Annotated in this window: 27 protein-coding genes; 15 read left to right on the forward strand and 12 right to left on the reverse strand. The window is 69.4% G+C overall.

From position 1 onward, the window contains the following. The first annotated feature begins 150 nt into the window (after positions 1-150). Together ACIA58_RS29950 and hypB are read left to right on the forward strand one after the other, a co-directional pair. A complete protein-coding gene (locus tag ACIA58_RS29950; protein WP_396407146.1) occupies positions 151-480 on the forward strand; it encodes a hydrogenase maturation nickel metallochaperone HypA in 330 nt (109 codons plus the stop codon). Position 481: 1 nt separating this feature from the next. Continuing rightward, on the forward strand, positions 482-1282 hold the full coding sequence (gene hypB, locus ACIA58_RS29955) for a hydrogenase nickel incorporation protein HypB (protein ID WP_396407147.1): 801 nt from the start codon (positions 482-484) through the stop codon (positions 1280-1282). On the opposite strand, the gene hypE is transcribed toward hypB, so the two are convergent. The 5 genes from hypE to ACIA58_RS29980 form a co-directional block, all read right to left on the reverse strand. Further along, positions 1230-2291, reverse strand: coding sequence for a hydrogenase expression/formation protein HypE (gene hypE / locus ACIA58_RS29960; RefSeq protein WP_396407148.1), 1062 nt, complete (start codon positions 2289-2291; stop codon positions 1230-1232). The two genes, hypB and hypE, sit on opposite strands and share 53 nt — an antisense overlap. Continuing rightward, the gene (gene hypD, locus ACIA58_RS29965) at positions 2284-3402 is read right to left on the reverse strand and encodes a hydrogenase formation protein HypD (protein WP_396407149.1); all 1119 of its coding nucleotides are present in this window, start codon (positions 3400-3402) and stop codon (positions 2284-2286) included. Before hypD ends, hypE begins: the two co-directional genes overlap by 8 nt. Further along, positions 3399-3731 carry a HypC/HybG/HupF family hydrogenase formation chaperone gene (locus ACIA58_RS29970; RefSeq protein ID WP_396407150.1) on the reverse strand — a complete coding sequence of 111 codons (333 nt, stop codon included), beginning with the start codon at positions 3729-3731 and terminating at the stop codon, positions 3399-3401. The genes hypD and ACIA58_RS29970 overlap by 4 nt, the downstream gene beginning before the upstream one ends. Before the next feature lie 14 nt (positions 3732-3745). Continuing rightward, positions 3746-6016, reverse strand: coding sequence for a carbamoyltransferase HypF (gene hypF, locus ACIA58_RS29975; RefSeq protein WP_396407151.1), 2271 nt, complete (start codon positions 6014-6016; stop codon positions 3746-3748). A gap of 83 nt (positions 6017-6099) precedes the next feature. Next, positions 6100-6567: a helix-turn-helix domain-containing protein gene (locus ACIA58_RS29980; protein WP_396407152.1), complete on the reverse strand. Its 468-nt coding sequence runs from the start codon at positions 6565-6567 to the stop codon at positions 6100-6102. Positions 6568-6744: 177 nt separating this feature from the next. On the opposite strand from ACIA58_RS29980, the gene ACIA58_RS29985 reads away from it, so the two are divergent. The 9 genes from ACIA58_RS29985 to ACIA58_RS30025 all read left to right on the forward strand — a co-directional run bounded on the left by ACIA58_RS29985 (position 6745) and on the right by ACIA58_RS30025 (position 14521). Next, entirely contained in the window at positions 6745-7815 is a 1071-nt protein-coding gene (locus ACIA58_RS29985) for a hypothetical protein (protein WP_396407153.1), read from the forward strand. Between the two features lie 3 nt (positions 7816-7818). After that, complete coding sequence (locus tag ACIA58_RS29990; RefSeq protein WP_396407154.1) at positions 7819-9624, forward strand: nickel-dependent hydrogenase large subunit; 1806 nt, start codon at positions 7819-7821, stop codon at positions 9622-9624. 1 nt (position 9625) lies between these two features. After that, on the forward strand, positions 9626-10456 hold the full coding sequence (locus ACIA58_RS29995) for a NifU family protein (protein ID WP_396407155.1): 831 nt from the start codon (positions 9626-9628) through the stop codon (positions 10454-10456). Then, complete coding sequence (locus ACIA58_RS30000; RefSeq protein ID WP_396407156.1) at positions 10453-11121, forward strand: DUF5947 family protein; 669 nt, start codon at positions 10453-10455, stop codon at positions 11119-11121. Before ACIA58_RS29995 ends, ACIA58_RS30000 begins: the two co-directional genes overlap by 4 nt. Beyond that, positions 11114-11746, forward strand: coding sequence for a DUF6084 family protein (locus ACIA58_RS30005; RefSeq protein ID WP_396407157.1), 633 nt, complete (start codon positions 11114-11116; stop codon positions 11744-11746). Before ACIA58_RS30000 ends, ACIA58_RS30005 begins: the two co-directional genes overlap by 8 nt. Next, positions 11743-13020 carry a hypothetical protein gene (locus ACIA58_RS30010; RefSeq protein ID WP_396407158.1) on the forward strand — a complete coding sequence of 426 codons (1278 nt, stop codon included), beginning with the start codon at positions 11743-11745 and terminating at the stop codon, positions 13018-13020. Before ACIA58_RS30005 ends, ACIA58_RS30010 begins: the two co-directional genes overlap by 4 nt. Beyond that, positions 13017-13520: a hydrogenase maturation protease gene (locus ACIA58_RS30015; RefSeq protein WP_396407159.1), complete on the forward strand. Its 504-nt coding sequence runs from the start codon at positions 13017-13019 to the stop codon at positions 13518-13520. Before ACIA58_RS30010 ends, ACIA58_RS30015 begins: the two co-directional genes overlap by 4 nt. A 105-nt stretch (positions 13521-13625) precedes the next feature. Further along, on the forward strand, positions 13626-13844 hold the full coding sequence (locus ACIA58_RS30020; protein ID WP_396407160.1) for a HypC/HybG/HupF family hydrogenase formation chaperone: 219 nt from the start codon (positions 13626-13628) through the stop codon (positions 13842-13844). Positions 13845-13855: 11 nt separating this feature from the next. Then, positions 13856-14521 (forward strand): DUF6390 family protein, encoded by a 666-nt coding sequence (locus ACIA58_RS30025; RefSeq protein ID WP_396407161.1) that lies wholly within the window; start codon positions 13856-13858, stop codon positions 14519-14521. Here ACIA58_RS30025 and ACIA58_RS30030 read toward each other — a convergent pair. The 3 genes from ACIA58_RS30030 to ACIA58_RS30040 form a co-directional block, all read right to left on the reverse strand. Beyond that, positions 14473-14874: a helix-turn-helix domain-containing protein gene (locus tag ACIA58_RS30030; protein WP_396407162.1), complete on the reverse strand. Its 402-nt coding sequence runs from the start codon at positions 14872-14874 to the stop codon at positions 14473-14475. The two genes, ACIA58_RS30025 and ACIA58_RS30030, sit on opposite strands and share 49 nt — an antisense overlap. A 45-nt stretch (positions 14875-14919) precedes the next feature. After that, positions 14920-15198 carry a muconolactone Delta-isomerase family protein gene (locus ACIA58_RS30035; protein WP_396407163.1) on the reverse strand — a complete coding sequence of 93 codons (279 nt, stop codon included), beginning with the start codon at positions 15196-15198 and terminating at the stop codon, positions 14920-14922. Between the two features lie 200 nt (positions 15199-15398). Then, entirely contained in the window at positions 15399-16778 is a 1380-nt protein-coding gene (locus ACIA58_RS30040) for an NAD(P)H-quinone dehydrogenase (RefSeq protein WP_396407164.1), read from the reverse strand. A gap of 31 nt (positions 16779-16809) precedes the next feature. Here ACIA58_RS30040 and ACIA58_RS30045 point away from each other — a divergent pair, with 31 nt between their 5' ends. Together ACIA58_RS30045 and ACIA58_RS30050 are read left to right on the forward strand one after the other, a co-directional pair. Continuing rightward, positions 16810-17271, forward strand: coding sequence for a gamma-glutamylcyclotransferase (locus tag ACIA58_RS30045; RefSeq protein WP_371407343.1), 462 nt, complete (start codon positions 16810-16812; stop codon positions 17269-17271). Positions 17272-17445: 174 nt separating this feature from the next. Continuing rightward, positions 17446-19080: a phospho-sugar mutase gene (locus ACIA58_RS30050; RefSeq protein ID WP_396407165.1), complete on the forward strand. Its 1635-nt coding sequence runs from the start codon at positions 17446-17448 to the stop codon at positions 19078-19080. 24 nt (positions 19081-19104) lie between these two features. On the opposite strand, the gene ACIA58_RS30055 is transcribed toward ACIA58_RS30050, so the two are convergent. The 4 genes from ACIA58_RS30055 to ACIA58_RS30070 all read right to left on the reverse strand — a co-directional run bounded on the left by ACIA58_RS30055 (position 19105) and on the right by ACIA58_RS30070 (position 22257). Then, the gene (locus ACIA58_RS30055) at positions 19105-19554 is read right to left on the reverse strand and encodes a hypothetical protein (protein WP_396407166.1); all 450 of its coding nucleotides are present in this window, start codon (positions 19552-19554) and stop codon (positions 19105-19107) included. A gap of 180 nt (positions 19555-19734) precedes the next feature. Beyond that, positions 19735-20685, reverse strand: coding sequence for a neutral zinc metallopeptidase (locus tag ACIA58_RS30060; RefSeq protein ID WP_396407167.1), 951 nt, complete (start codon positions 20683-20685; stop codon positions 19735-19737). Between the two features lie 112 nt (positions 20686-20797). Next, the gene (locus tag ACIA58_RS30065; protein WP_396407168.1) at positions 20798-21694 is read right to left on the reverse strand and encodes an alpha/beta hydrolase; all 897 of its coding nucleotides are present in this window, start codon (positions 21692-21694) and stop codon (positions 20798-20800) included. A 2-nt stretch (positions 21695-21696) separates the two neighbouring features. Next, a complete protein-coding gene (locus ACIA58_RS30070; protein WP_396407169.1) occupies positions 21697-22257 on the reverse strand; it encodes a PH domain-containing protein in 561 nt (186 codons plus the stop codon). 78 nt (positions 22258-22335) lie between these two features. On the opposite strand from ACIA58_RS30070, the gene deoC reads away from it, so the two are divergent. Then, positions 22336-23292 carry a deoxyribose-phosphate aldolase gene (gene deoC / locus ACIA58_RS30075; RefSeq protein ID WP_396407170.1) on the forward strand — a complete coding sequence of 319 codons (957 nt, stop codon included), beginning with the start codon at positions 22336-22338 and terminating at the stop codon, positions 23290-23292. A 5-nt stretch (positions 23293-23297) separates the two neighbouring features. Further along, complete coding sequence (locus tag ACIA58_RS30080) at positions 23298-24734, forward strand: aldehyde dehydrogenase family protein (RefSeq protein WP_396407171.1); 1437 nt, start codon at positions 23298-23300, stop codon at positions 24732-24734. Positions 24735-24748: the final 14 nt, after the last annotated feature.

The raw sequence follows: 24748 nt of genomic DNA on the forward strand, positions 1-24748 counted from the left end.
ATGGGGACCGACAGCGCGGTCGGGCGGGTTGACCAGGTCGACCGCTTCGTTCGCGGTAGCGATCAGCCGGGACGTCTTCGATGGTTGCCGCCGCGCGTGCAGGTTTCCAGCCTCTTGCCGCCACCGGGCGGCGCGCCTAGCGTCGGGAAGGTGCATGAGCTCGCCATCACGGAGAGCATCGTCGATGCGATCGTCGAGAAGATCGGCGACGGACCGGTGGCAGCCGTCCGGCTCGAGATCGGGCGGCTGTCCGGAGTGGTGACCGATTCGATCCGGTTCTGCTTCGAGATCGTCACCGGCGGGACCGGGCTGGAAGGGGCGCGGCTGGACATCGACGAGCCGCCGGGGCGCGCGTACTGTCGGGACTGCGGGCGGGAGTTCACGCTCGAGGATCCGATCATGCTGTGCGACTGCGGCAGCGCCGATCTCGACGTGCTGGCCGGCCGCGAGCTGCGGATCGTCTCGGTGGAGGTGTGTTGACATGTGCAGCACGTGTGGCTGTGGGGGCGAGGACGGCACGACCCGCGTGACGCTGGTCGATGGGCACACCCACGATCACGAGCACGACCACCCCCACCCGCATGAGCACGAGCACGAGCACCGGACCGTGCTGCTCGAGCAGGACATCCTGGCGAAGAACGACCTGCTCGCCGCGGCCACCAGGCACCGGCTGACCGAGCACGCGATCACCGCGGTCAACCTGATGAGCTCCCCCGGCTCCGGCAAGACCACGCTGCTCGAGCGCACCATCACCGACCTCGACGGCCGCCGCGAGACCCTCGTGATCGAGGGCGACCAGGAGACCTGGCTGGACGCCCAGCGGATCCGGTCCACCGGCAGCAAGGTCGTCCAGATCAACACCGGCGCCGGCTGCCACCTGGACGCGGAGATGCTCGACCGCGGCCTGGCCGAACTCGCCCCACCCGACGGCTCGCTGGTGTTCGTCGAGAACGTCGGCAACCTGGTCTGCCCGGCCCTGTTCGACCTCGGCGAGTCGGCCCGGGTGGTGATCATCTCGGTCACCGAGGGCGCGGACAAACCCGCCAAGTACCCGTACATGTTCCGCACCGCCGACCTCGTCCTGCTGAACAAGATCGACCTGCTCCCGTACGTCGACTTCGACACCGACCTGTGCCTGGAGCTGATCCACCGGGTCAAGCCGGACGTCGAACTGCTGCCCGTCTCCGCGACCCGCGGCGACGGACTCGATGCCTGGCACGAATGGCTCGCTAACAGATCCGGGGCAGCTGCTCTCCGATCGGGGTATCAACCACTCGGGTAGCGCCGAAGGCCGTGCGGGTCACGACCATGCCCGGATGCGCCTCGACGCATTCGCCGATGATCGCGGCGTCCGTGCCCAGTGGATCCGCCCGCATCGCCGCGAGTACGGCGTCCGCGTCGTCGCGCGACACGATCGCGAGCAGCTTGCCCTCGTTGGCGACGTACAGCGGATCGAGCCCGAGGAACGAGCAGGCGTTCGCGACCGTCTCCGGTACCGGCAAGGCGCTCTCGATCAGCTCGATGCCGACGCCGGCCGACTTGGCGATCTCGTTGAGCGAGGTCGCCACGCCACCGCGGGTCGGGTCGCGGAGGACATGCAGGTCGGCGCACGCCGCGAGCATCGTCGCGACCAGGTCGTTCAGCGGCGCGCAGTCGCTGACCACCTCGGTGCCGAACGAGATGCCCTCCCGCACACTCATGATCGCGATTCCGTGCACCCCGATCTGACCGCTGACGATGACGACATCCCCCGGCGCCGCGCGCTGCGGACGGATGTCGACACCGGCCGGCACCAGCCCGACGCCGGCGGTGTTGATGTACACGCCGTCGCCGTGCCCCGCGTCCACCACCTTGGTGTCGCCGGTCGCGACGGTCACCCCGGCCCGCCGCGCCGCGTCCCCGAGGTCCACCGCGATCCGGCCGACCACGGACAGCTCGACCCCTTCTTCGAGGATGAAGCCGCAGGACAGGTACGCCGCCTGCGCGCCGCTCATCGCCAGATCGTTGACCGTGCCGTTCACGGCCAGGTGCCCGATGCTGCCGCCGGGGAAGAACAACGGCTGGACGACGAACGAGTCCGTCGAGAACGCCAGCCGCGCGTCCCCGAGGGTGAACACCGCCGAGTCCGTCAGGCCGTCGAGCAGCGGGTTCGCGAAGGCGGGCACGAAGAGGTGCTCGATCAGCTCGGCCGACATCTGCCCGCCGCCGCCGTGCCCCATCACGACGTTCGGGTGATCGCGCAACGGCAGCGGGCAGGTCCAGCCGTCGAAGTCGAGCACCGGTTCAGCCACCGGTCGTCACCACCTCGGTCGGCGTCTCCAGCCGGCGATACAGGTAGTACGCCGCACACGCGCCCTCACTCGACACCATCGTGGCCCCGAGCGGGTTGCGCGGCGTACAGAGCGTCCCGAAGGCGGAGCACTCGTGCGGCTTGATCAACCCCTGCAGCACCTCGCCGCTGCGGCACACCGTCGACTCCTGCGTCGCGATGTCGCGGACCTGGAAGCGGTACTCCGCGTCGTACTCGCGATAACGCTCGGACAGTCGCCAGCCGCTCTGCGGAATCATCCCGATTCCCCGCCAGGCCCGGTCGGTGGTCTCGAAGACGTCGGCCAGCATCGCCTTCGCGGCCGGGTTGCCCTCGTCGCGGACCGCCCGCCGGTACGCGTTCTCGACCACGTGCTCGCCCTTCTCGAGCTGGCTGACCGTGCGCAGGATCCCGGCCAGGATGTCCAGCGGTTCGAAGCCGGTCACCACGATCGGTACGCCGTACCTGTCCGCGAGTTCCGGGTACTCCGCCGTGCCCATCACGCTGCAGACATGACCGGCGGCGAGGAAACCCTGGACCCGGCAGCTCGGCGACTGCATGATCGCCTCGATCGCGGGCGGCACCCGGACGTGGGAGACGAGCAGGCTGAAGTTCGGGATGCCGAGCTTCTTGGCCTGGTAGACGGTCATCGCGTTCGGCGGGGCGGTGGTCTCGAACCCGATGCCGAAGAAGACGACCTGCTTGTCCGGGTTCTGCTGCGCCAGCCGCAGCGCGTCCAGCGGCGAGTAGACGACCCGGACGTCACCGCCCTCGCTCTTGATCCGGAACAGGTCGCGACCGCTGCCGGGCACGCGCAGCATGTCGCCGAACGAGCAGAAGATCACGCCCGGCTGGGCGGCGATCTCGAGCGCCTTGTCGATCGTCTCCAGCGGCGTCACGCAGACCGGGCAGCCGGGGCCGTGGATCATCTCGACGCCGTCCGGCAGCAACTGGTCGATGCCGTGCCGGACGATCGTGTGCGTCTGCCCGCCGCAGACCTCCATCATCGCCCACGGCTTCGTCGCGGTGGCCTCGATCTGGTCGACCAGCTTGCGGGCCAGTGCCGGATCGCTGAACTCCTCGAGATACTTCATCGCGGCTCGCCTCCAGGATTCGTCGCAGCCCATTCCGTGCCGGGCGGGCGGCGCTCACCGGCTTGCCGGGCGGCCAGACCCCACTGGTCCCCGAACTCCTCCTCGAGCGCACCGAGCTTGCGGTACAGCGCGAGTGACTGCATGGCGGACTCCTCGTCGAGTCGCTGCAACGCGAAGCCGACATGCACGATGGTGTACTCACCCACCTGCAGATCAGGCAGGTACTCCAGACAGACGTCCTTCAGCACACCACCGAAGTCGACCTGCCCCATCCGGGTGCCGTCTTCCTCCCGGATCTCCACGACCTTTCCCGGCACGGCCAGACACATGATTGTTCCCTCCCCTACCCGACCCGAGCTGCCACGGCCAGCTGCCCGAGGGCGAGCCCGGCGTCCGTCGGCGGCACCCGCAGATGCCGCAGTACGGTGAACCCGGCGCCGGTCAACGCCCTGGTAGTTGCCGATAGCAACACTTCGTTGACGAACACGCCGCCGGACAGCCCGACGGTGGTCAATCCTTCGGCGGCGCGAACCCGTTCGGCCAGCGTCACCATCAGTTCGGCCAGACCCCGGTGGAACCGCGCGCTCATCACGCTCGGCGCCACCCCGGCCAGCACGTCCCGCACGACCGCGGCGAGCACCGGCGCCGGATCGATCTGCTCTGCCTCGACCTCGAACTCGTACGCGCCGAGTCCTCGACCGGACGCGGCCAGTCCCTCCAGCTCGATCGCCGCCTGCGCCTCGTATCCGGCCCGGTGACACACCCCGGCCAGCGACGAGACCGCATCGAACAACCTGCCCATGCTGGACGTCGGCGCACACGCGATGTCGTGGTCCAACTGAGCCTCGAGCAGGTCCAGCTCGCGGCACGCCTGGACGGACGGCAAGCGTGGATCCCAGCGCAGTCCCGCGGCTCGCAGGTGCGACAACGCCATCCGGCACGGGTTGCGAACCCCGGCGTCGCCGCCGGGCAGGGGCACGTACTTCAGATGTGCATACCGTTCGAAGCCGTCGTACCCGGCCAGCAGCACCTCACCGCCCCACACCGCACCGTCGTCGCCGTACCCGGTCCCGTCGAACGCGAACCCGATGATCTCGCCGTCGTACCGGTGCTCCGCCATCACCGACGCGAGGTGCGCATGGTGATGCTGTACGCCGATGACCGGGCGGCCGTCGGCGTGCCGCTCGGCCCACTGCCGCGAACGGTACGACGGGTGCTTGTCCGTCACGAGCACCTCGGGCCGGACCCCGGTCAACTCCTCGAGGTGCTGCTCGGCGCGCTCGAACGCCTGTAACGTCGCGAGATCGTCCATGTCGCCGACGTGTGCCGAGAGCCAGGCGTAGCGCCCCTCGCCGAGGCAGAACGTGTTCTTCAGGTCACCGCCGACCGCCAGCGCGGGCCGGACCGGGACGGGCAGGTCGACCGGGAACGGCGCGTACCCACGAGACCGCCGGACCGGCAGCTCGGTCCCGTCGACGATCCGTACGACCGAGTCGTCGCACGGCACGTGGATCGGGCGGTCGTGACCGAGCCACGCGTCGGCCAGACCGGCCAGCCGGGTCATCGCGTCGTCGTCGGCGGTCACGATCGGCTCGCCGGACAGGTTGCCGCTGGTCATCACCAGCACGCCGGGGCCGGGCTGGTCGAACAAGAGCTGGTGCAGCGGCGTGTACGGCAGCATCACGCCGAGATCAGGGTTGCCGGGGGCAACGGCTTCGGCAACGGCCGCGCCCGGCCGGCGCCGGAGCAGTACGATCGGGTGCCGACTGCCGGTGAGGAGAGCCTCTTGGTCGGCGTCGACCGAGGCGATCCGGCGGGCCGCGTCGAGATCGGCGGCCATCACGGCGAACGGCTTGTCACCACGGTCCTTGCGCTTGCGCAGGGTGGTCACGACCGCCTGATCGGCGGCGTCGCAGACCAGATGGAAGCCGCCGATCCCCTTGACCGCGAGGATCGCGCCGTCGACCAGCAGCGCGTGCGCCGACGCCAGCGCGTCCTCGTCGTACGCCGTCTCGAGGCCGGGCTGGACAAGCTGCAGCCGCGGGCCGCAGGCCGGGCAGGCGATCGGCTGCGCGTGGAACCTGCGGTCGGCGGGATCGGCGTACTCGCGGGCGCAGTCGGCGCAGAGCGGGAATCCCGCCATCGTGGTGGCGGGCCGGTCGTAGGGCAGACCGGTGATGATCGTGAAGCGCGGTCCGCAGTTGGTGCAGGTGATGAACGGATGCCGGTAGCGCCGGTCGGACGGATCGGCGAATTCGGACCAGCAGTCCGCGCAGGTCGCGACATCGGGCGAGACCAGCGTGCGGCCCGCTCCGGCGGTGGAGTCGAGGATGGTGAACTCGGTCCCGCCCAGCGTCGGCAGCGACTCCGCGGCAACGGTCGAGACGACCGCCAGCGGCGGCGCGTCGGTGCGGATACGGTCCGCGAACGCGGTCACGGCCCCATCCGGTCCCTCGACCTCGGCGACGACTCCGGCCGCGGTGTTGCCGACCTGGCCCGACAGGCCGAGCTCGCGGGCCAGGGCGTACACGAACGGGCGGAATCCGACGCCCTGGACGACGCCCGTGACCAGCATCCGGCTGCGTACCCGTTCCGGTTCGTTCGTGATGCTCACCCCGCCGGGCGAAAAGGAATGGCGAATTCCGCGATCAGCGGACAATTCGCACACTAAACCCGCTCCCGGTCGCATGCCAGAGATCACGGACCGAAGATCTCGTGCACCTTGCGGAGGTCCCGCAGGCGCGGTTCGGTGTCGCCGCGCAGCCAGCGGCTGATGGTCCGCACCGACACCCCGATCCGCTGGGCGGCTGCCTCCTGCGACAGGCCCTGACCACGCAGTACGCCGGTCAGCCAGTCGGCGAACGGCTCGGCCGCCGGCTGCACCCGGTGGACCCCGGCGCCGTGCAGCACCTCGACCTCCACACCGTCGGGGAAGATCCGCACGGTCACGTCGAAGACGTTGTCCTTCGCCCCGGCGGCGGCCAGCAACGCGGCCGTGATGGCCTGGTACAGCGCCTGCCGCTCCTCGGTCTCCAGGCGGATCGGCTCGAGTGCCTCGCGGACGAACTGCTCGGCGTCCGGCAGCGATCCCGGCCGGGCCGGGAAGACCTGCGAGGCCACGACCACGGGCGAGACGAAGACCTCGCGCCCGGAATCGTCGTCCATTGCCCGAGAATATCGGTGGAAGCCTGGAAAGAAGCCGCTCCGGATTGTCCTGGAATCGCCGAATCCCGGATTTCCGGACACCGCCATTAATAGCTGACACAAGTGTCTGTCCGTGCGCCCACGACCGTCGTACGGTCGAAAGGATCGGCATTCCTGGGGTGAGGGAAGGGCGGCGTCGTGTCCACGGCACTGGAACCGGAGCAGGGGAAGCAGGAGACCGACGAGGGTGTCGTCCACATCCTCTGGATGAACGGCGGGCTGAGCTGCGACGGTGACTCCGTCGCGCTGACGGCGGCCACCCAGCCCAGTATCGAGGAGATCGTCCTCGGCGCCCTGCCCGGGCTGCCGCGGATCGCGGTGCACTGGCCGCTGATCGACTTCGAGTGCGGCCCCGAGACCGGCGCGGACAACTTCATCGCCTGGTGGCACAAGGCCGACCGCGGTGAGCTCGAGCCGTTCGTCCTGGTGGTCGAGGGCTCGATCCCGAACGAGGCGATCCACGGCGACGGCTACTGGGCCGGCTTCGGCAACAACCCGGCCACCGGACAGCCGATGAAGACGTCGGAGTGGCTGGACCGGCTGGCCCCGAAGGCCACTGCGGTGGTGGCCGTCGGCACGTGTGCGACGTACGGCGGGATCCACGCGATGGCCGGCAACCCCACCGGCGCGATGGGCGTGCCCGACTACCTCGGCTGGAGCTGGAAGTCCAAGGCCGGTCTGCCGATCGTCTGCGTGCCAGGTTGCCCGATCCACCCCGACAACCTGTCCGAGACGCTCGTCTACCTGCTGTACCAGGTCGCCGGCCAGGCCCCGATGATCCCGCTCGACGCCGAGCTGCGGCCGCAGTGGCTGTTCGGCCGGACGGTGCACGAGGGGTGCGACCGGGCCGGGTACTACGAGCAGGGCGACTTCGCCAAGGAGTACGGCTCGCCCAAGTGCCTGGTGAAGCTGGGCTGCTGGGGTCCGGTCGTCAACTGCAACGTGCCCAAGCGCGGCTGGATCAACGGCGTCGGCGGTTGCCCGAACGTCGGCGGGATCTGCATCGCCTGCACGATGCCCGGCTTCCCGGACAAGTTCATGCCGTTCATGGACGAACCGCCGGGCAGCAAGATCTCCACCACCGCGACGATGGTCTACGGCACCGTCATCCGCCGGCTCCGCAAGTACACCCAGAACGCCGGCAACAAGGAACCGAAGTGGCGGCGCAAGGGCTCCGAACTCGCCACCGGCTACGAGAAGGTGTGGTAGGCCATGACGACCACCGATCCCAAGGTCAGGCCCGAGACGACCGGCGCGAAGAGCTCCGACGTCGTCGAGATGGCCTGGGACCCGATCACCCGCATCGTCGGCAGCCTCGGCATCTACGCGAACGTGAACTTCAAGTCGAAGACCGTGGAGGAGTGCCACAGCACGTCGTCGATCTTCCGCGGCTACAGCATCTTCATGAAGGGCAAGGACCCGCGCGACGCGCACTTCATCACCAGCCGGATCTGCGGGATCTGCGGTGACAACCACGCCACCTGCTCGGTCTACGCGCAGAACATGGCGTACGGCGTCGCGCCGCCACACCTCGGCGAGTGGATCGTCAACCTCGGCGAGGCAGCGGAGTACATGTTCGACCACAACATCTTCCAGGAGAACCTGGTCGGGGTGGACTACTGCGAGCGGATGGTCAAGGAGACCAACCCCGGCGTCCTCGAGCTGGCGAACCGGACCGAGGCGCCGCACGCCGGCGACCACGGCTACCGGACGATCGGCGACATCATGCGCTCGCTGAACCCGCTGGAGGGCGAGTTCTACCGCGAGGCGCTGCACGTCAGCCGCTACACCCGCGAGATGTTCTGCCTGATGGAGGGCCGGCACGTCCACCCGTCCACGCTCTACCCAGGCGGCGTCGGCACGGTCGCGACGATTCAGCTGTTCACCGATTACCTGACCCGGCTGATGCGCTACATCGAATTCATGAAGAAGGTCGTGCCGCTGCACGACGACCTGTTCGACTTCTTCTACGAGGCGCTGCCCGGCTACGAGCACGTCGGCGAGCGGCGGATCCTGCTCGGCTGCTGGGGCAGTCTGCAGGACCCGGCGATCTGCGACTTCAGCTACCGGAACATGGAGGCCTGGGGCCGGCGGATGTTCGTCACCCCGGGCGTGATCGTGGACGGCCAACTGGTCACCAACAGCCTCGTCGACATCAACCTCGGCCTGCGCATCCTGCTCGGCAGCTCGTACTACGACGACTGGGCCGACGGATCGCACGAGAAGTTCGTCGACGTCGACCCGCTCGGCAATCCGATCGACGTGCGGCACCCGTGGAACCAGCACACGCTGCCCAAGCCGCAGAAGCGTGACTTCTCCAACGCCTACAGCTGGACCATGTCGCCGCGCTGGTTCGACGGCACGGACCATCTCGCCCTCGACACCGGCGGCGGACCGATCGCCCGGCTCTGGTCGACCGCGTTGTCCGGCCTGGTCAACACCGACTACATCCAGGCCACCGGGCACAGCGTGAAGATCCAGCTCCCGCGGACCGCGCTCAAACCGGCCACGGAGTACGAGTGGAAGATCCCGCAGTGGAGCAACGCGATCGAGCGGAACCGGGCCCGGACCTACTTCCAGGCGTACGCCGCGGCACTCGCGCTGCACTTCTGCGAAAAGGCGATGGCCGAGGTCAGAGCCGGCCGGACCGAGACCTGGACGCCGTTCAAGGTCCCGGACGAGGCGATCTCGTGCGGCTTCACCGAGGCGGTCCGCGGCGTGCTGTCCCACCACCTGGTGATCCGCGACGGCAAGATCGCGAACTACCACCCGTACCCGCCGACCCCGTGGAACGGCAGCGTCCGGGACAGTTACGGCACCCCCGGCCCGTACGAGGACGCCGTACAGAACACCCCGATCTTCGAGGAGAATCCACCGGAGCGGTTCAAAGGCATCGACATCATGCGGGCGGTCCGCAGCTTCGACCCCTGCCTGCCGTGCGGCGTGCACATGTACGTCGGCAACGGGCAGGAGAAGACGCACCTGCATTCACCGTCCGTCGCGGTAGCGCCGTACTGAGATGGACAGGCACGACGTCCAGGCCCTGAGCGAACGGATCGACGTACTGCTGGACGAGGTTCAGCGGCGCGCCGACCCCAAGCTCGCCGGGCAGGTGGAGGAACTGGTCCGCGCGGTGCTGACTCTGCACGGCGCCGGCCTCGGACAGCTGCTGAGCCTGCTCGACGAGCCGCAGGTCCGGCAGCTGGCCGGGGACGACCTGGTCGCCGGCCTGCTCCTGCTGCACGACCTGCATCCCGACGACATCGCGACCCGGATCCAGCACGCGCTCGACTCGGTCCGGCCGTACCTGGGCTCGCACGCGGGCGGGATCGACTACCTCGGCATCGACGACGACGGCGTCGTACACCTGCGGCTGCAAGGCAGTTGTGACGGCTGCCCGGGCTCGACCGCCACGGTTCGCATGACCGTCGAGAACGCGGTCCTCGACGCGGCCCCGGAGGCGATCGCGGTCGACGTCGAGGGCATGGTGAAGGACAAGCAGTCCCTGTTGACCATCGAGCCGTTCCGCCCCCATCGGGACGGCTGGCACCAGCTGGACCTGGCCCCACCCCCCGGCCAGGTCCAGCACCGAACTGTCGGCGGCCTCGACGTGCTGCTGGCCAACCTGGCCGGCACGTTGTTCGCCTACCGGAACAACTGCCCGGCGTGCTCGTCGGCCCTGCACCACGCCCGGCTGGACGGCGATCAGCTCACCTGTCCACGCTGCGCAGCGGAGTACGACGTCCGTCTGGCCGGGCGGGCTGTCGAGGGCGCACCGCTCGAAGCGCTGCCACTCCTGCCCGAAGGCTCGGGGTGGAAGGTTGCGATCCCGGGGGTGCAACCGGCGTGAAACCCCCGCCCACCCTTCGCTCACTCGCGCGGAACAAGCCCCGTCCGGCCGTCGATCCGGTGGCGGTCCTGCGCGAGTTCACGGGTGGGGTCCGCGAGCAGTCGGCGCCGGGTGAGCAGTGCGAGATGTGCGCCGTACCGATCGGGCTCCGGCACTCGCATCTGGCCGACGTCCAAGGGCATCGGCTGCTGTGCACGTGCCGGTCCTGCTATCTGTTGTTCACCGGCGAGGCCGCGTCGCACGGGCACTACCGAGCGGTGCCCGAGCGCTATCGGGCCGACACCGGGTTCGCCATGTCCGCGGCGCAGTGGGACGCGATGGGGATCCCGGTCAACCTGGCTTTCCTCTTCTACCAGTCCGACCAGGGCCGGTACGTCGCCTTCTACCCGAGCCCGGGCGGCGCTACCGAGTCGCTGCTCGACCTGACCGCCTGGAACGAGGTCGTGGCCGGCGATCCCCGGCTGCAGGAGCTCGTCCCGGATCTGGAGGCCGTGCTGCTGCGGCGGCTCGACAGCGGGTTCGAGTGCCACCTGGTGCCGATCGACGCGTGCTACCAGCTGGTCGGCATCGTCCGCCAGTACTGGGAAGGCTTCGCCGGCGGCGAGGACGTCTGGCAGCGGATCGACGAGTTCTTCGCGGCGATCCGGGAGCGCGACCGTGGTTGACCTCGACTTCAGCTGTACCGGCGCCGAGTCCGATCGGTACGCCGCCGCGCCGTCGATCCGGATGCGGCTGCGGATCGAGGAGACGACCGGCACGCCCGTGCACGCGCTGGCGATGCGCTGCCAGATCCGGATCGAGCCGATCCGGCGCCGCTACACCGACGAGGAGGCCGAAGGGCTGGCCGACCTGTTCGGCGAGCGAGCGCGCTGGGGCGAGACGTTGAAGCCGCTGCAACTGGCGTTCGTCACCCAGATGGTGCCCGGCTTCACCGGCGCGACCGAGGTCGACCTGCAGTTGCCGTGCAGCTACGACTTCGACGTCGCCGCCCACAAGTACCTGTACGCGGTGCGCGAGGACGCCGTACCGCTGCTGCTGTTGTTCAACGGGACGATCTTCACCGGCCGTCCCGGCACCCTCTCGGTGACACCGGTCGCCTGGCAGAAAGAGACGACGTACGAACTGCCGGTCGCGGTGTGGCGTGAGGCGATGGACCAGCACTTCCCGGGTGCCGCGTGGCTACGGCTGCGGCAGGACACCTTCGACCGGTTGTACCGGTACCGCACGCGGGAAGCCCTGCCCGGCTGGGACGACGCGATCGAGCGACTCCTGAAGGAACAGCTGGAATGAACGAGTTCGACGCCGTCCAGGAGCTCGCGGACGCGCTGTTGTTCGAGGGCTACGTCCTCTACCCGTACCGGGCGTCGGACGGGAAGAACCGGGTCCGCTGGCAGTTCGGCGTCCTGATGCCGCCGGACTACTCGGTGGTGGACCCGTCCGAGCGGTCCTGGTCGCAGACCGAGTGCCTGCTCGACGGCGACGACGCGGTGCTCACTGTGCGGTTGCGCTTCCTGCAGGCGCAGTGGCGGCACGTCCTCGATGCCGACAAGGCCGAGGTCACCGTCCTGGCGACCGACGAGGCGACGTACCGACCGTGGGACGAGGCGGTGGTGCGCACCGTCGACATCACCACGCGCTTGCACAGGTTCCCCCGCGAGGTGCCGTTCCAGCTGCCCGGCGGCACCGAGACCGAGGCGATCGGCACGGCCGGCTTCCTCCGCCGGACCCGGCAGCCGATCACCGGGACCGTTGCCCTGAGCCTCAAGAAACTCCCCGGCCCGTACGGCGTCACCCGGCTGCGGATCCGGGTCGAGAACACCACCGCGAACGGCAGCTCCGAGCGCGTCGGCGCGCTCCGCCAGGCGTTGATCGCCCATCACGTCCTGGTGGCCGCCGACGGCTGCCGGTTCATCTCGCTGCTGGAGCCGCCCGAGTGGGCCAGTGCCTACGCGGTCGGCTGCGAGAACGTCGGCCTCTACCCGGTGCTGGCCGGCGACCTGCTGTTGTCGTCGCCGATCATTCTTTACGACCACCCGAGGATCGCGCCGGAGAGCCAGGGCGATCTGTACGACGCGACCGAGATCGACGAGATCCTCAGCCTGCGCACGATGACGCTGACCGACGAGGAGAAACGCGAGGCCCGCGGCACCGACCCGCGCACGGCCGAGCTGCTCGAACGGATCGACTCGATGCCGCCGGAGTTCCAGGACCGGTTGCACGGCACCATCCGCTACCTGCGCAAGGTGACCGAACCGGAGCCGGTCAGCAAACCCTGGTGGGATCCCGGCAACGACGCGGCCGTCTCGCCGTCGACCGACACCGTCCAGGTCGGTGATGTTGCCGTTGGCAACGGTACGAAGGTCCGGCTGCGGCCCGGGGTCCGGCGGGCCGACGCGCAGGACATGTTCCTCACCGGACGGCTCGGCACGGTGGTCGCCGTACTGTCCGACGTGGACGGGGAGACCCACGTCGCGGTCGCGCTGGACGGTGAGGAAGGCGAGGTGCAGCGCTCGCACGGCAGGTACCTGTATTTCAGCCCGGACGAACTGGAGCCGATGAAATGACCGTTCTGGTGGCCGGCCTGGGCAACCTGTTCTGCAGCGACGACGCCTTCGGGGTGGCGGTGGTCGCGGAGCTGTCGGAGCGCAGTCTGCCGGACGGCGTGGAGGTGCGGGACTTCGGAATCCGCGGGATCCATCTCGCCTATCAACTGCTTGAACCGTACGACCTGGTCGTGTTCGTCGACACGGTCCAGCGCGGCGGGCCGCCGGGGACGGTCTACGTGATCGAGGCCGAGCCCGGCGCGGAGCCGGGTCCGGAAGTGAGCATGGACGCCCACGATCTCGGACCGGACGCTGTGCTCTCGCTTGTGCCGCGACTCGGTGGCACTGTAGGTCCTGTGGTCGTGATCGGCTGCGAACCGGCCGCCGTCGACGCCGGGATCGGACTGTCGGAGGCCGTCCAGGACGCAGTCGGGACCGCGGCGCAACTGGTGGTCGACCTGGTCACCGGGCAGGTCGCCGGACCGGCATCCCGGCCCGGTGTGGCGGAGGGGACGTTGTGATGCGCTGGATGCTGGTGGCCGTCGTACTGCTGATGCTCGTCGGGTTGGGCTACTACGGACTGGAAGACGTCCGTCGCTACCTCCGGCTGAGGGACATGTAGCGCGATGTGCCTGGGCATCCCGGGCCGCGTGGTCGACTGTCCGGACGGCGCCGCCCTCGGCCGGGTCGAGGTCGCCGGAGTCGTCCGCGACATCAACATGTCGCTGCTCGACGGGCCGTTCGTTCCCGGTGAGTACGTGCTGATCCACAGCGGGTTCGCGCTGGAGCGGATGTCGCCGGAGCGGGCCGCCGACGCGTTCGCGTTCTTCGGGGCCGAGCTGTGAACGGGCCGGCGATGTTCGCGCGGTACGCGTTCGCACCCAACCAGCTCGGGTACTGCGGTCCCGCCGACGCCGGCGCCCTGCTCGAGGGCCGGACCGGCGTCAGGTTCCGCGCGCTGGCGAAACAGTTCGAGGGTGCCTGGCCACAGCTGCGGGTGATCGCCGCGGCCACCGGTACGGCGGACCCGCTCGACCGCGAGGTGGTCGAGGCGTACTGGGTCGGCAATCGCTTGCTCGACCGGGCCGGCGGCGCCGACGACGGGCTGCCGCACCACAGCTTCCAGGTGTTCTGTCATTACCCGTGGGCGAGCCTGCTGCACGACGAACGCCGTACCGAGCAGGCACTCCAGGTGCTCGACCAGTGCCGGATCCGGTGGGGCAAGGTGATCTCGGCCGCCGGCGGCCAGGTCGTCGTCGAGTCGCGACCGCTGGTCTGGGACGGCGTCCGCCTGGCGCTCGGCCTGCCCGGCCGGGACACCGCGACGCTCGGCCTCGGCAACGTGGAGCTGATCGAGCCGCTGCGGCCGGGTGACTGGGTCTCGCTGCACTGGGGCTGGGTCTGCGACCTGCTGTCACCGCCGCAGTTGGTTGCCTTACGCCACTATTCGGCGTACCACCTGGACCTGGTCAATCAGCGCCTCGGCGGCCGTACCGGGATGTCCGGGCCGAGGATCCCGTGACCGACCGGCTGGCTCACCACGCCGGGTGAGTTCAGCACCGCGGGCCGGGACGCCGGCCGGTACTCCGGCGGACCGGACCGATCCGGCTCCCACTGAGCCGGATCCTCGGTCAGGCCGAGCAGGTAGGTGACCGTGCAGTCGAGCGCACCGGCCAGCTCCGGCAACCGCACCACATCGACCCCGGCGCCGTGCTCGAAGCTCGACAACGTCTTGTTGGTGGTCCGGATCCCGCGCCGCGCCAGCCGGCTGACCAGTTGCTTCTGCGTCAGCCCGAGCTGCAACCGCCGCGCACGCAACCGATGGCTGACCACCAGATGCCGGTCAACAGCGACCTCGCTGCGATCTTCGAACATGCCACCTACCCCCTGCAGCCAGCCTCTCGTGCGGCTAGAGGCGCGTCAATCGCCCGGCGGCCTGGATTCCATCTCTGCCAGGGCGTGCACCGTGTACCGCGCGAAGTTGAAGACCGGGGCGCGTCCCAGCAATCGTTCGAACTCCTCGTGCGAGTCCACCTCGTAGATCCACGCCCCGCCGTGCGATCCGACCACGTGGTACCTGGCCAGAACCTTCCCGTCCCGCTCCAGCCGCGCGCCGTACTCGGGCATGGCCCCGACCGCGCGGGCCATCTCCGGCGAGAGCAGGCTCAGCTCCATCTGCCACAACACCAGAAACTTCATACCCGGACACTAAATGCCCCCAGCCCACCCCGCGACCCCAAGCCACTCTCCACGACTCGACGAGTCGTGGCAACCGGCTCCGGGCCTTCCGCCGAGTCGTGGAGAGTGGTTCAGAAAATCTGCCGTGATCCACGACTCGGCGAGCGGGGTCGGAACCATTCGCCACGACTCGGCGAGGTTTGGATAGCCGGCTTTGTCGCTCAGTTTCGCAGGTGGAGTCTTCGGGCGGCTTCGGCTACCGAGCCGGAGATGGAGGGGTAGACCGTGAAGGACTGGGCGACCTGGTCGACGGTGAGGCGGGCGCCGACGGCCAGGGAGATGGGGTGGATGAGTTCGCTGGCCCGGGGGGCTACGACGACCCCGCCGACGACGATGCCGGTGTTGGGCAGGCAGAAGAGTTTGACGAAGCCGTCCCGGACGCCCTGCATCTTGGCGCGGGCGTTGTCGGCGAGCGGGACCTTGACGACCAGGGCCGTGCTGCCGCCGGCGTCGACGACCGCCTGGGACAGGCCGACGGTGGCGATCTCGGGAGCGGTGAACACGTTCGCGGAGACCGTTGACTGGTCCAACGGCGTGACGGCGTCGCCGAGCGCGTGCGCCATCGCGATCCGGCCCTGCATGGCGGCCACCGACGCGAGCATGAGTACGCCGGTGCAGTCGCCGGCCGCGTAGACGCCGCGGGCGGTCGTCCGCGACACCCGGTCGACCTGCACGAACCCGCCGTCGGTCAGCGACACGCCCGACTCGACCAGATTCATGTCATCGGTGTTCGGCAGCGATCCGACCGCGAGCAGCGCGTGCGAGCCCTCGACCTTCCGGCCGTCGGTCAGCGTCACCACGACCCCGTCGCCCTGCCGCTGCACCGACCCGGCCCGCGACTTGCTCAGGACCGTCAGCCCGCGCCGCTTGAACACGTCCTCCAGGACCGCTGCCGCGTCAGCATCCTCCCCCGGCAGGACCCGGTCACGCGACGACACCAGCACGACGTCGCTGCCGAGCGCGTCGTACGCGCTGGCGAACTCCGCACCGGTGACGCCGGACCCGACCACGATCAGCCGCTCCGGCAGCTCCTCGAGCTCGTAGACCTGCTCCCAGGTCAGGATCCGCTCGCCGTCCGGCTCGGACCCCTTGAGGATGCGAGGCCTTGCCCCGGTGGCGATCAGGACCACGTCGGCGTCCAGCCGCTCCTCGCCGACGACCACGGCCTGCGGTCCGTCGAGCCGGCCGCGGCCCTTGATGATCCGGACCTTGTCGGACTCCAGCCGGCGCTCGATGCCCTCGGACTGGGCCGTCGCCAGCGCCTTGACGCGTTTGTTGACGACGGAGAGATCGACACGCACGGAGTTCGCCGGATCGTCGTCGCCGTCGTCCAGCCGGACGCCGAGCTCGCCCGCCTCCTCCACCTCGGTCATCACCTCGGCGGTGGCGATCAAGGTCTTGCTCGGCACGGCGTCGGTACGCACGCCCGAGCCGCCGATCCCGCCGGAATCGACGACTGTCACCTCCCCGCCCAGCTGGGCGGCCGCACTGGCCGCTTCGTACCCGCCTGGACCGCCTCCGATGATCACAACTCGCGCCACGGGAGTCCATTCTTCCGTATCCTCTTTTTCCGTGACCCTGTACGCCGCGTTTGCGTCGAATCTGGACCCGAACCTGATGGCCGACCGGTGCCCGTACTCCCCCCTGCGCGGGACCGGGTGGATCCACGGCTGGCGACTCACCTTCGGCGGCGAAGAGCTCGGCTGGGAGGGCTCGATGGCCACCGTGGTCGAGGACCCGTCCGACCCGGCCAACCAGGTCTTCGTCGCGCTGTACGACGTCCACCCGAAGGACGTCGAGCGGCTGGACGAGTGGGAATGGATCGACCAGGACGTCTACAGCAAGATCCAGGTCCGGGTGCAGACCCTGGACGGCGAGCAGCTGGCCTGGATGTACGTGCTGAACGCCTACGAGGGCGGCCTGCCCTCGGCCCGCTACCTGGGCATCCTCGCCGAGGCCGCCGAGGCCGCCGGCGCCCCGGACGACTACGTGGCCGACCTGCGTTCACGCCCTTGTCAGTCGTCTGGTCATTAGGTCCTGTCTGGTGATCCAGCGCCGTAGCGAGGAGGTGCTCGGTGCGGTAGCTCGGCGCGCGGGGGCGAAGGTCTCGATGCGGAGCATCGTGGCCTTTGCACCCGTGCGGCGAGGTGCCGTGCCGAGTGCCCCGCAGTAGGCGATGGATCACCAGACAGGGCCTAAAGTTCGCATGTGACTGTAGATCTGAAGGCCGCCGCCGACGCGTGGCTGAGCGAAGACCCTGACCCTGACACCCGCGCCGAGCTGCGGGCGCTGCTGGACTCCGGGGACACCACCGAGCTGGCCGACCGCTTCGCCGGCACCCTCGAGTTCGGTACGGCGGGTCTGCGCGGAGCCGTCGCCGCCGGCCCGAACCGGATGAACCGCGTCGTCGTGATCCGCGCCGCCGCCGGACTCGCGGCGTACCTCAAGGCCAAGGGCCTGACGGACGGTCCGGTCCTGATCGGGTACGACGCCCGTCACAAGTCCGACGTCTTCGCCCGGGACACCGCGGCCGTGATGCGCGGCGCCGGGTTGGACGCCGTACTGCTGGACCGGCCGACGCCGACCCCGGTGATCGCCTTCGGCATCAACCATCTGCGGGCGGTGGCCGGCGTGGTCGTGACCGCGTCGCACAACCCGCCGCAGGACAACGGCTACAAGGTCTACCTGGGCGACGGGTCGCAGATCGTGCCGCCCGCCGACGCGGAGATCGCGGCCGCCATCGCCACCGTCGGTCCGCTGGCCGGGGTGCCCCGCGGCGACGACTGGCAGACGACCGGCGACGACCTGCTGAACGCGTACCTGGACCGCATCGCCGACCTCGTGCCGGCCGGTGCGCCGCGCGACCTGAAGGTCGCCTACACGCCGCTGCACGGCGTCGGGCGGGACCTGGTCGAGGCAGCGGTCGCCCGTGCCGGGTTCGCCGTACCGCAGGTGGTGGCGTCCCAGGCCGACCCGGACCCCGACTTCCCGACCGTCTCGTTCCCGAACCCGGAGGAGCCGGGCGCGATCGACGCGGCGCTGGAGCTGGCGCGGTCGATGGGAGCGGACATCGCGGTGGCGAACGACCCGGACGCGGACCGGTGCGCGGTGGCGATCCCGGACGCGTCAGTTGCAGGCGGCTGGCGGATGCTGCGCGGCGACGAGCTCGGCGCGCTGCTCGGTGAGTTCCTGCTGGCGCCCCGGCCGGACGGCGTCGCCGCGTGCTCGATCGTGTCGTCGTCGCTGCTCGGCAAGATCGCCGCGTCGTACGGCGTCCGGTACGTCGAGACGCTCACCGGGTTCAAGTGGATCGGGCGGGTGCCGGAGCTGGTGTTCGGCTACGAGGAAGCGCTCGGGTACTGCGTGGACCCGGCGGCCGTGAAGGACAAGGACGGCGTGTCGACGCTGGTCCGGGTGCTGCAACTGGCCGCGCAGGCAAAGGCCGCGGGGCGCACGTTGCTCGACCTGCTGGACGATCTCGCGGTCAAGCACGGCCTGCACGCGACCGACCAGCTCTCGGTGCGGGTCGACGACCTGTCGCTGATCGCGCGGGCCATGGACGGGCTTCGCTCCACGCCGCCCGCGACCATGGGCGACTACACCGTCGAGCGGATCGACGACCTCAGCCAGGGATCCGAATCGCTGCCTCCGACGGACGGTCTGCGGTACACGCTGTCCGACGGGGCCCGCGTGGTCGTGCGGCCGTCCGGCACCGAGCCCAAGCTGAAGTGCTACCTGGAAGTGGTCGTGCCGGTCAGCACGGATGTCGCCGATGCTCGGCGCCGGGCAGGCGAGAACCTGTCCGGCATCAAGCGAACGCTGTCGACCGCGTTGGGTCTGTGAGCACCTGGCGGGTGGCTCGCAGACTCAGCGTGCGGCCGCGGCGGCTTCGGCTTCCTCGGCGTGCAGAGAGCTCTGCAGCGACGAGTGCAGGATGCGGAGCGTGCTGGTGGACTGCATCAGCGCGTCCCGCTCGTCCGGGTTCCGGTTGGCGAGGGCGGTGATCTCGTTGATGCTGGCCTCGATCCGGGCGATCCGGTCGGCGACCGAACCCTCCTGGCTGCTGGCCTTGCGGATCGCGTCGGACGTGACCGTCCAGACGTCTTCCTTGTCGTTGGTCCGCCGCGACATGTCCACCATCTGGCTCAGCGCCGCGAGGTCGTGATCGACCTGGGTGCGCTCCACCGGCGAGGTGATGCCGGTCGTCGCCTGCCGGAGCCGGGTGACGTGCCCGGACAGCTCCGACCAGGTGGAACGACCGCTCTTGATCTTGTCCAGCACCTTGGCGTACTCGGTGTTGAACTCGTCGTAGTTCACTGTCCTTGACTCCTGCCGTTCGAGGCTCGACTCAGAAACTCTAGGGCGTCCGCACCCGAAACAAGTAACCACACGATCGCAGATCGTGCGGGTGTCGCCAAAACGCAACAGCCGCCCGGTACGCCAACGCGTACCGGGCGGCTGAGTTACGTCTTACGGGACTTCAGTGCCTACCTGGTGTCAGGCGACGTACGCGGAAGACGAGTTGAAGGTGTTGCAGTTGCCCGCGACCGTGTAGCTGTGCCGCGCGTTGAAGCCGGCGGTCACCCAGAACGCGTGGTTCTTGATCGAACCGTGGTCCCGCACGCCGCCCGGCTGGTCGCCGCTGTTGCTGATCACCCAGTTGTACTGGGTCATGAAACCGCCGCTGAACGGGTAGTTGCGCTTGTTCGCGCCGTCCACCGCGCCACCGAGGCAGGACGCCTGCAGCTCACGACGACGGCTCTCCTCGAGCTGCGCGGCGTAGGTGCTGAAGGCCCGCTGCCGCGCCCAGGACGCGTTCAGGATGCCGGTGAGCCACTGGACGTGGTGACCGTACTCGTGCGACAGCGTGAACGTCGCGTAAGCCTGAGCCATCGTCGGGCTCTGCTTCCAGTAGTTGATGATCACGTACGCCGGGACGTAGATGTACCCGCGGTCGACACCGCAGAAGAACGCGGTACCGCCCCTGACCACGCCACAGGGCGAGTTGACCGCGCTGGAGTTGTGGACGACCAGCTTCGGAGCAACCTTGTACGCCGCACCCGCCTGCTTCAGCGGCAGCGCCCAGGAGCCGTAGAGGCACTTGTACAGGTTGTTCTCGTAGGCGACGACTCCCGCGAACGTGCGCAGCGAGACGTTGAGCTGCTTGCACTTCGAGGTGGGGATCGCGCCCGTCTTGTACAGGCGGTTGTAGCGCACGACGTTCGTCAGCGACGACTTCGTGGTGAGTGCGTCTCCAGCCGGCGGCGGTCCGGCGACCAGGCCGGTGCCGATCTCGATCGGCTTCGTGTCGGCGGCCTGCGTAGCGGCAGCCGTCGTCGTGCTGGAGGTCTGCGCGGCCTGGGCGTTGGGCAGCGCCAGCGCGGCGAAGCCGGCCAGGGCACCGACCGTGGCCACGCCACGCAGGGTGATGCGGGAGAGGTTGACCATGAGCTCCACTCTCGATGTGTCTAGGGACCTGTCGGACCAATCCTGGGGTGCACAGGGGTTCACCCGAGCTTGAACACGGGCTCTGACGCGGCGATTCGCGCCACAGTTCCCCTCACTGCCCCAGTTTTCCGCCCAGGAATCGCAACTGGTCAGGGAGCATACGCCGCCAGTAACCGGCGGTGTGTGCCCCGGCCTGCTGCCCGCCGGCCGCGCGCAGTTGCTCCCGGAGCTCGTTCGCGGCCGGCGCGAACGGATCGTCCCGCCCGCAGTCGATGCGGACGGCAACATCCCGGAAGCCGACCGGCCGGCCGAACACCTGGCTCTGGCCGAAGTCCTCGGGCCCGTCGAAGGCCCCCGGCTGCGCCTCGTCGTACTCGCGGTACAGCGCCGGGCTGAGCGCCCCGACCGCGACCGCCCGCGAGGCCGGCCGGACCTGCCGCTGCCAGTACTGCAAGGCCACCCAGAGCAGTGCGCCGTACCCGCCCATCGACCAGCCGAGTACGCCGTACCGGGCAGTGCGCAGACCGCGATCGGCCAACAGGGGAAGGAATTCCTGGTCCAGCATGTACCCGGGATCGTTGCCGTCGGCCCGTCGATGCCAGTAGCTGTTCCGGCCGCCGTCCGCGGTCGCGAGCGCGAAGGGCGGCGTACCTTCCTGGACGATCGCGGTCAGGTACCGGTCGATGCCGAGGTCGTTGATCGCCGAGGTGTGGTCGCCCCCACGACCGTGCAGGACGAGTACGACGGGCAGCTCCGCCGACGCGTCGTACCCGTCCGGGTAGATGACGCTGTAGCCGACCTTCGTCCGGCGTCCGAAGGACTCGAACGTGCCGGACACCACCGGACCAGCCGGTACGTCGGGCACGACGCCGTCCGGACCGGTGAGACCGAGTACGTCGTGCACCCGCGCGCGGCCCGGAATCGCTCCCGTCTCCAGAGCTGCGACCGCGGCGACTCCCGCCACCCCTGCCGCTACACCGGTGCGAAGCAGTACGCGGCGGGTGAGCACGCTCAGCGGACCAGGGCCGCCACGATGGCTACCACGACCAGGACACCGAGGGCGATCAGCTCGGGCTTGGCCCAGCTGGTGACGACGTCACCCTGCGACTGCCCGGCGTACTGGCCCTGGAGGGTCTCGATCCGGTTGACCACGAAGTCGGCCTTGGAGATCGAGCTGTCCGCCGCCAGCTTGCGGCCGCCGACGCGCTGCTTGCGAAGGTCGCGCATGATCAGCTGGACACCCGGCGCCCGGAAGCGCTCCGCCTCGGTGTGCACGCGGAGGATGTCGGTCACATCGACGCCGGTCACCTTCGACCACGGGATCAGCCGGTCGCGCAGGTGGTTACGCAGCAGTAGATTCTCGGGGCTGAGCGTCACCGAGGGACGCATCAGGCCGACGTAGGCCAGCACCATGAAGATCGCGATGATGCTGCCGACCAGCAGTCCGGTGGCGGTCCGCCACTCCAGGACCACGTCGACCAGGCCGAGCACCCCGATCACCAGCACGATGGCCCCGGTGATCCGGTTCGACGCGGACAGGTACTGCTCGCTCTCGGGCGACTTCGACTTCACCCGGACAAAGTAACTGGCTGTCCGGAACAGCACTAGCCGTGGGCCGCGGGGCCGCCGCCCACGGCTAGACTGCGACAGGTGACCACACTCGACAGCGGCGTCGACAGCTTGGCCGACGTGACCTCGTCCGAGGACCGCCTGCGCCGGTTCCTGCTCGGGCTGCCGGGCGTCGACCAGGTCGGCGCCGAGGCCCGGGCCGCCACCCTGAGCACCCGGTCGATCAAGACCACCGCCAAGGCCTACGCACTCGACCTGGCGATCTCGATGATCGACCTGACCACGCTGGAGGGGCAGGACACCCCCGGCAAGGTGCGGGCCCTGTGTGCGAAGGCGAAACGGCCCGACCCGGCCGACCCGACCACTCCGCAGGTGGCCGCCGTCTGTGTCTACCCGGACCTGGTCGCCACCGCCAAGCATGAGCTGAAGGGCTCCGGGGTCGGCGTCGCGAGTGTCGCGACCGCCTTTCCCAGTGGGCGTTCCAGCCTCGCGATCAAGGTCCAGGACACCAAGGACGCGGTCGCGGCCGGCGCCGACGACGTCGACATGGTGATCGACCGCGGCGCGTTCCTGTCCGGGCGGTACGGCATGGTCTTCGACGAGATCGTCGCGATCCGCGAGGCCGCCGGCGACGCGCACCTGAAGGTGATCCTCGAGACCGGCGAGCTCGCGACCTACGACAACGTCCGCCGGGCGTCCTGGCTGGCGATGCTGGCCGGTGCCGACTTCATCAAGACCTCCACCGGCAAGGTGTCACCGGCCGCGACGCTGCCGGTGACGCTGGTGATGCTGGAGGCGGTCCGCGACTACCACGAGGCCACCGGGCTGCACATCGGCGTCAAGCCGGCCGGCGGGATCCGGACCGCGAAGGACGCGATCAAGTACCTGGTCACGGTCAACGAGACCGCCGGCCCGGACTGGCTGGACCCGGAGCTGTTCCGCTTCGGCGCGTCCAGCCTGCTGAACGACCTGCTGATGCAACGCACCAAGCTGGCCACCGGGCACTACCCGGGCCCCGACTACTTCACCTTGGACTGACAGGCATGAGCAGATTCGAGTACGCACCGGCCCCCGAGTCGCGGGCCATCGTCGACATCAAGTCGTCGTACGGCCTGTTCATCAACGGGCAGTTCACCGACGCCACGGACGGGAAGCCGTTCAAGACCGTCTCTCCTGCCTCCGAAGAGGTGCTGGCCGAGGTCAGTGAGGCCGGACCGGCCGACGTCGACAAGGCCGTTCGCGCGGCCCGCAAGGCGTTCGAGAAGGTCTGGGGCCCGATGAGCGGCAAGGACCGGGCCAAGTACCTGTTCCGGATCGCGCGGCTGATCCAGGAGCGCTCGCGTGAGCTCGCGGTGCTGGAGTCGCTCGACAACGGCAAGCCGATCCGCGAGTCCCGCGACGTCGACATCCCGCTGGTGGCCGCGCACTTCTTCTACTACGCGGGCTGGGCGGACAAGCTCGAGTACGCCGGTGTCGGCGACGACCCGCAGCCGTGGGGCGTTGCGGGCCAGGTGATCCCGTGGAACTTCCCGATGCTGATGCTGGCGTGGAAGATCGCCCCGGCGCTGGCCGCCGGCAACACCGTCGTACTCAAGCCGGCCGAGACGACTCCGCTGACCGCGCTGGCGTTCGCGGAGATCTGCCAGCAGGCGGATCTGCCGCCCGGCGTGGTCAACATCGTCACCGGCGCCGGGCGGACCGGTCAGGCCCTGGTCGAGCACCCGGACGTGAACAAGGTCGCGTTCACCGGGTCGACCGCCGTCGGCCGCGCGATCGCGAAGTCGGTCGCCGGCACGGACAAGGCGGTCACGCTCGAGCTCGGCGGCAAGGCGGCGAACATCGTCTTCGAGGACGCGCCGATCGACCAGACCATCGAGGGCATCGTCAACGGCATCTTCTTCAACCAGGGCCACGTCTGCTGCGCGGGCTCGCGGCTGCTGGTCCAGGAGAGCGTGTACGACGAGGTGCTGGCGCGACTGAAGCGCCGGATGGGCACACTGCGCGTCGGCGACCCGCTGGACAAGAACACCGACATCGGCGCGATCAACTCGGCCGCCCAGCTGGCGAAGATCCGCGAGCTGTCGCAGATCGGCGAGGACGAGGGCGCCGAGCGCTGGTCGCCCGAGTGTGAGCTGCCGGCCAACGGCTACTGGTTCCCGCCGACCGTCTTCACCGGGGTGTCCCAGGCGCACCGGATCGCCCGCGAGGAGATCTTCGGCCCGGTCCTGTCCGTGCTGACCTTCCGCACCCCGGCCGAGGCGGTCGAGAAGGCGAACAACACCCCGTTCGGCCTGTCCGCGGGGATCTGGACCGACAAGGGCTCCCGGATCCTCTGGATGGCGAACCAGCTGCGCGCCGGCGTGGTCTGGGCGAACACGTTCAACCGCTTCGACCCGACCTCGCCGTTCGGCGGGTACAAGGAGTCGGGCTACGGCCGCGAGGGCGGTCGCCACGGTCTGGAGGCCTACCTTGCCCACTAAGGAACCGCAGAGGC

It is taken from the genome of Kribbella sp. NPDC051586 (genome assembly GCF_044453965.1).
GTDB lineage: Bacteria > Actinomycetota > Actinomycetes > Propionibacteriales > Kribbellaceae > Kribbella.

Excerpts from the sequence above, each read along its gene's own strand:
- hypB (WP_396407147.1), top strand. The coding sequence starts at position 482 with ATGTGCAGCACGTGTGGCTGTGGGGGCGAGGACGGCACGACCCGCGTG.
- hypD (WP_396407149.1), bottom strand. The coding sequence starts at position 3,402 with ATGAAGTATCTCGAGGAGTTCAGCGATCCGGCACTGGCCCGCAAGCTG.
- ACIA58_RS29970 (WP_396407150.1), bottom strand. The coding sequence starts at position 3,731 with ATGTGTCTGGCCGTGCCGGGAAAGGTCGTGGAGATCCGGGAGGAAGAC.
- ACIA58_RS29980 (WP_396407152.1), bottom strand. The coding sequence starts at position 6,567 with ATGGACGACGATTCCGGGCGCGAGGTCTTCGTCTCGCCCGTGGTCGTG.
- ACIA58_RS29990 (WP_396407154.1), top strand. The coding sequence starts at position 7,819 with ATGACGACCACCGATCCCAAGGTCAGGCCCGAGACGACCGGCGCGAAG.
- ACIA58_RS29995 (WP_396407155.1), top strand. The coding sequence starts at position 9,626 with ATGGACAGGCACGACGTCCAGGCCCTGAGCGAACGGATCGACGTACTG.
- ACIA58_RS30010 (WP_396407158.1), top strand. The coding sequence starts at position 11,743 with ATGAACGAGTTCGACGCCGTCCAGGAGCTCGCGGACGCGCTGTTGTTC.
- ACIA58_RS30015 (WP_396407159.1), top strand. The coding sequence starts at position 13,017 with ATGACCGTTCTGGTGGCCGGCCTGGGCAACCTGTTCTGCAGCGACGAC.
- ACIA58_RS30020 (WP_396407160.1), top strand. The coding sequence starts at position 13,626 with ATGTGCCTGGGCATCCCGGGCCGCGTGGTCGACTGTCCGGACGGCGCC.
- ACIA58_RS30025 (WP_396407161.1), top strand. The coding sequence starts at position 13,856 with ATGTTCGCGCGGTACGCGTTCGCACCCAACCAGCTCGGGTACTGCGGT.
- ACIA58_RS30030 (WP_396407162.1), bottom strand. The coding sequence starts at position 14,874 with ATGTTCGAAGATCGCAGCGAGGTCGCTGTTGACCGGCATCTGGTGGTC.
- ACIA58_RS30035 (WP_396407163.1), bottom strand. The coding sequence starts at position 15,198 with ATGAAGTTTCTGGTGTTGTGGCAGATGGAGCTGAGCCTGCTCTCGCCG.
- ACIA58_RS30060 (WP_396407167.1), bottom strand. The coding sequence starts at position 20,685 with ATGGTCAACCTCTCCCGCATCACCCTGCGTGGCGTGGCCACGGTCGGT.
- ACIA58_RS30080 (WP_396407171.1), top strand. The coding sequence starts at position 23,298 with ATGAGCAGATTCGAGTACGCACCGGCCCCCGAGTCGCGGGCCATCGTC.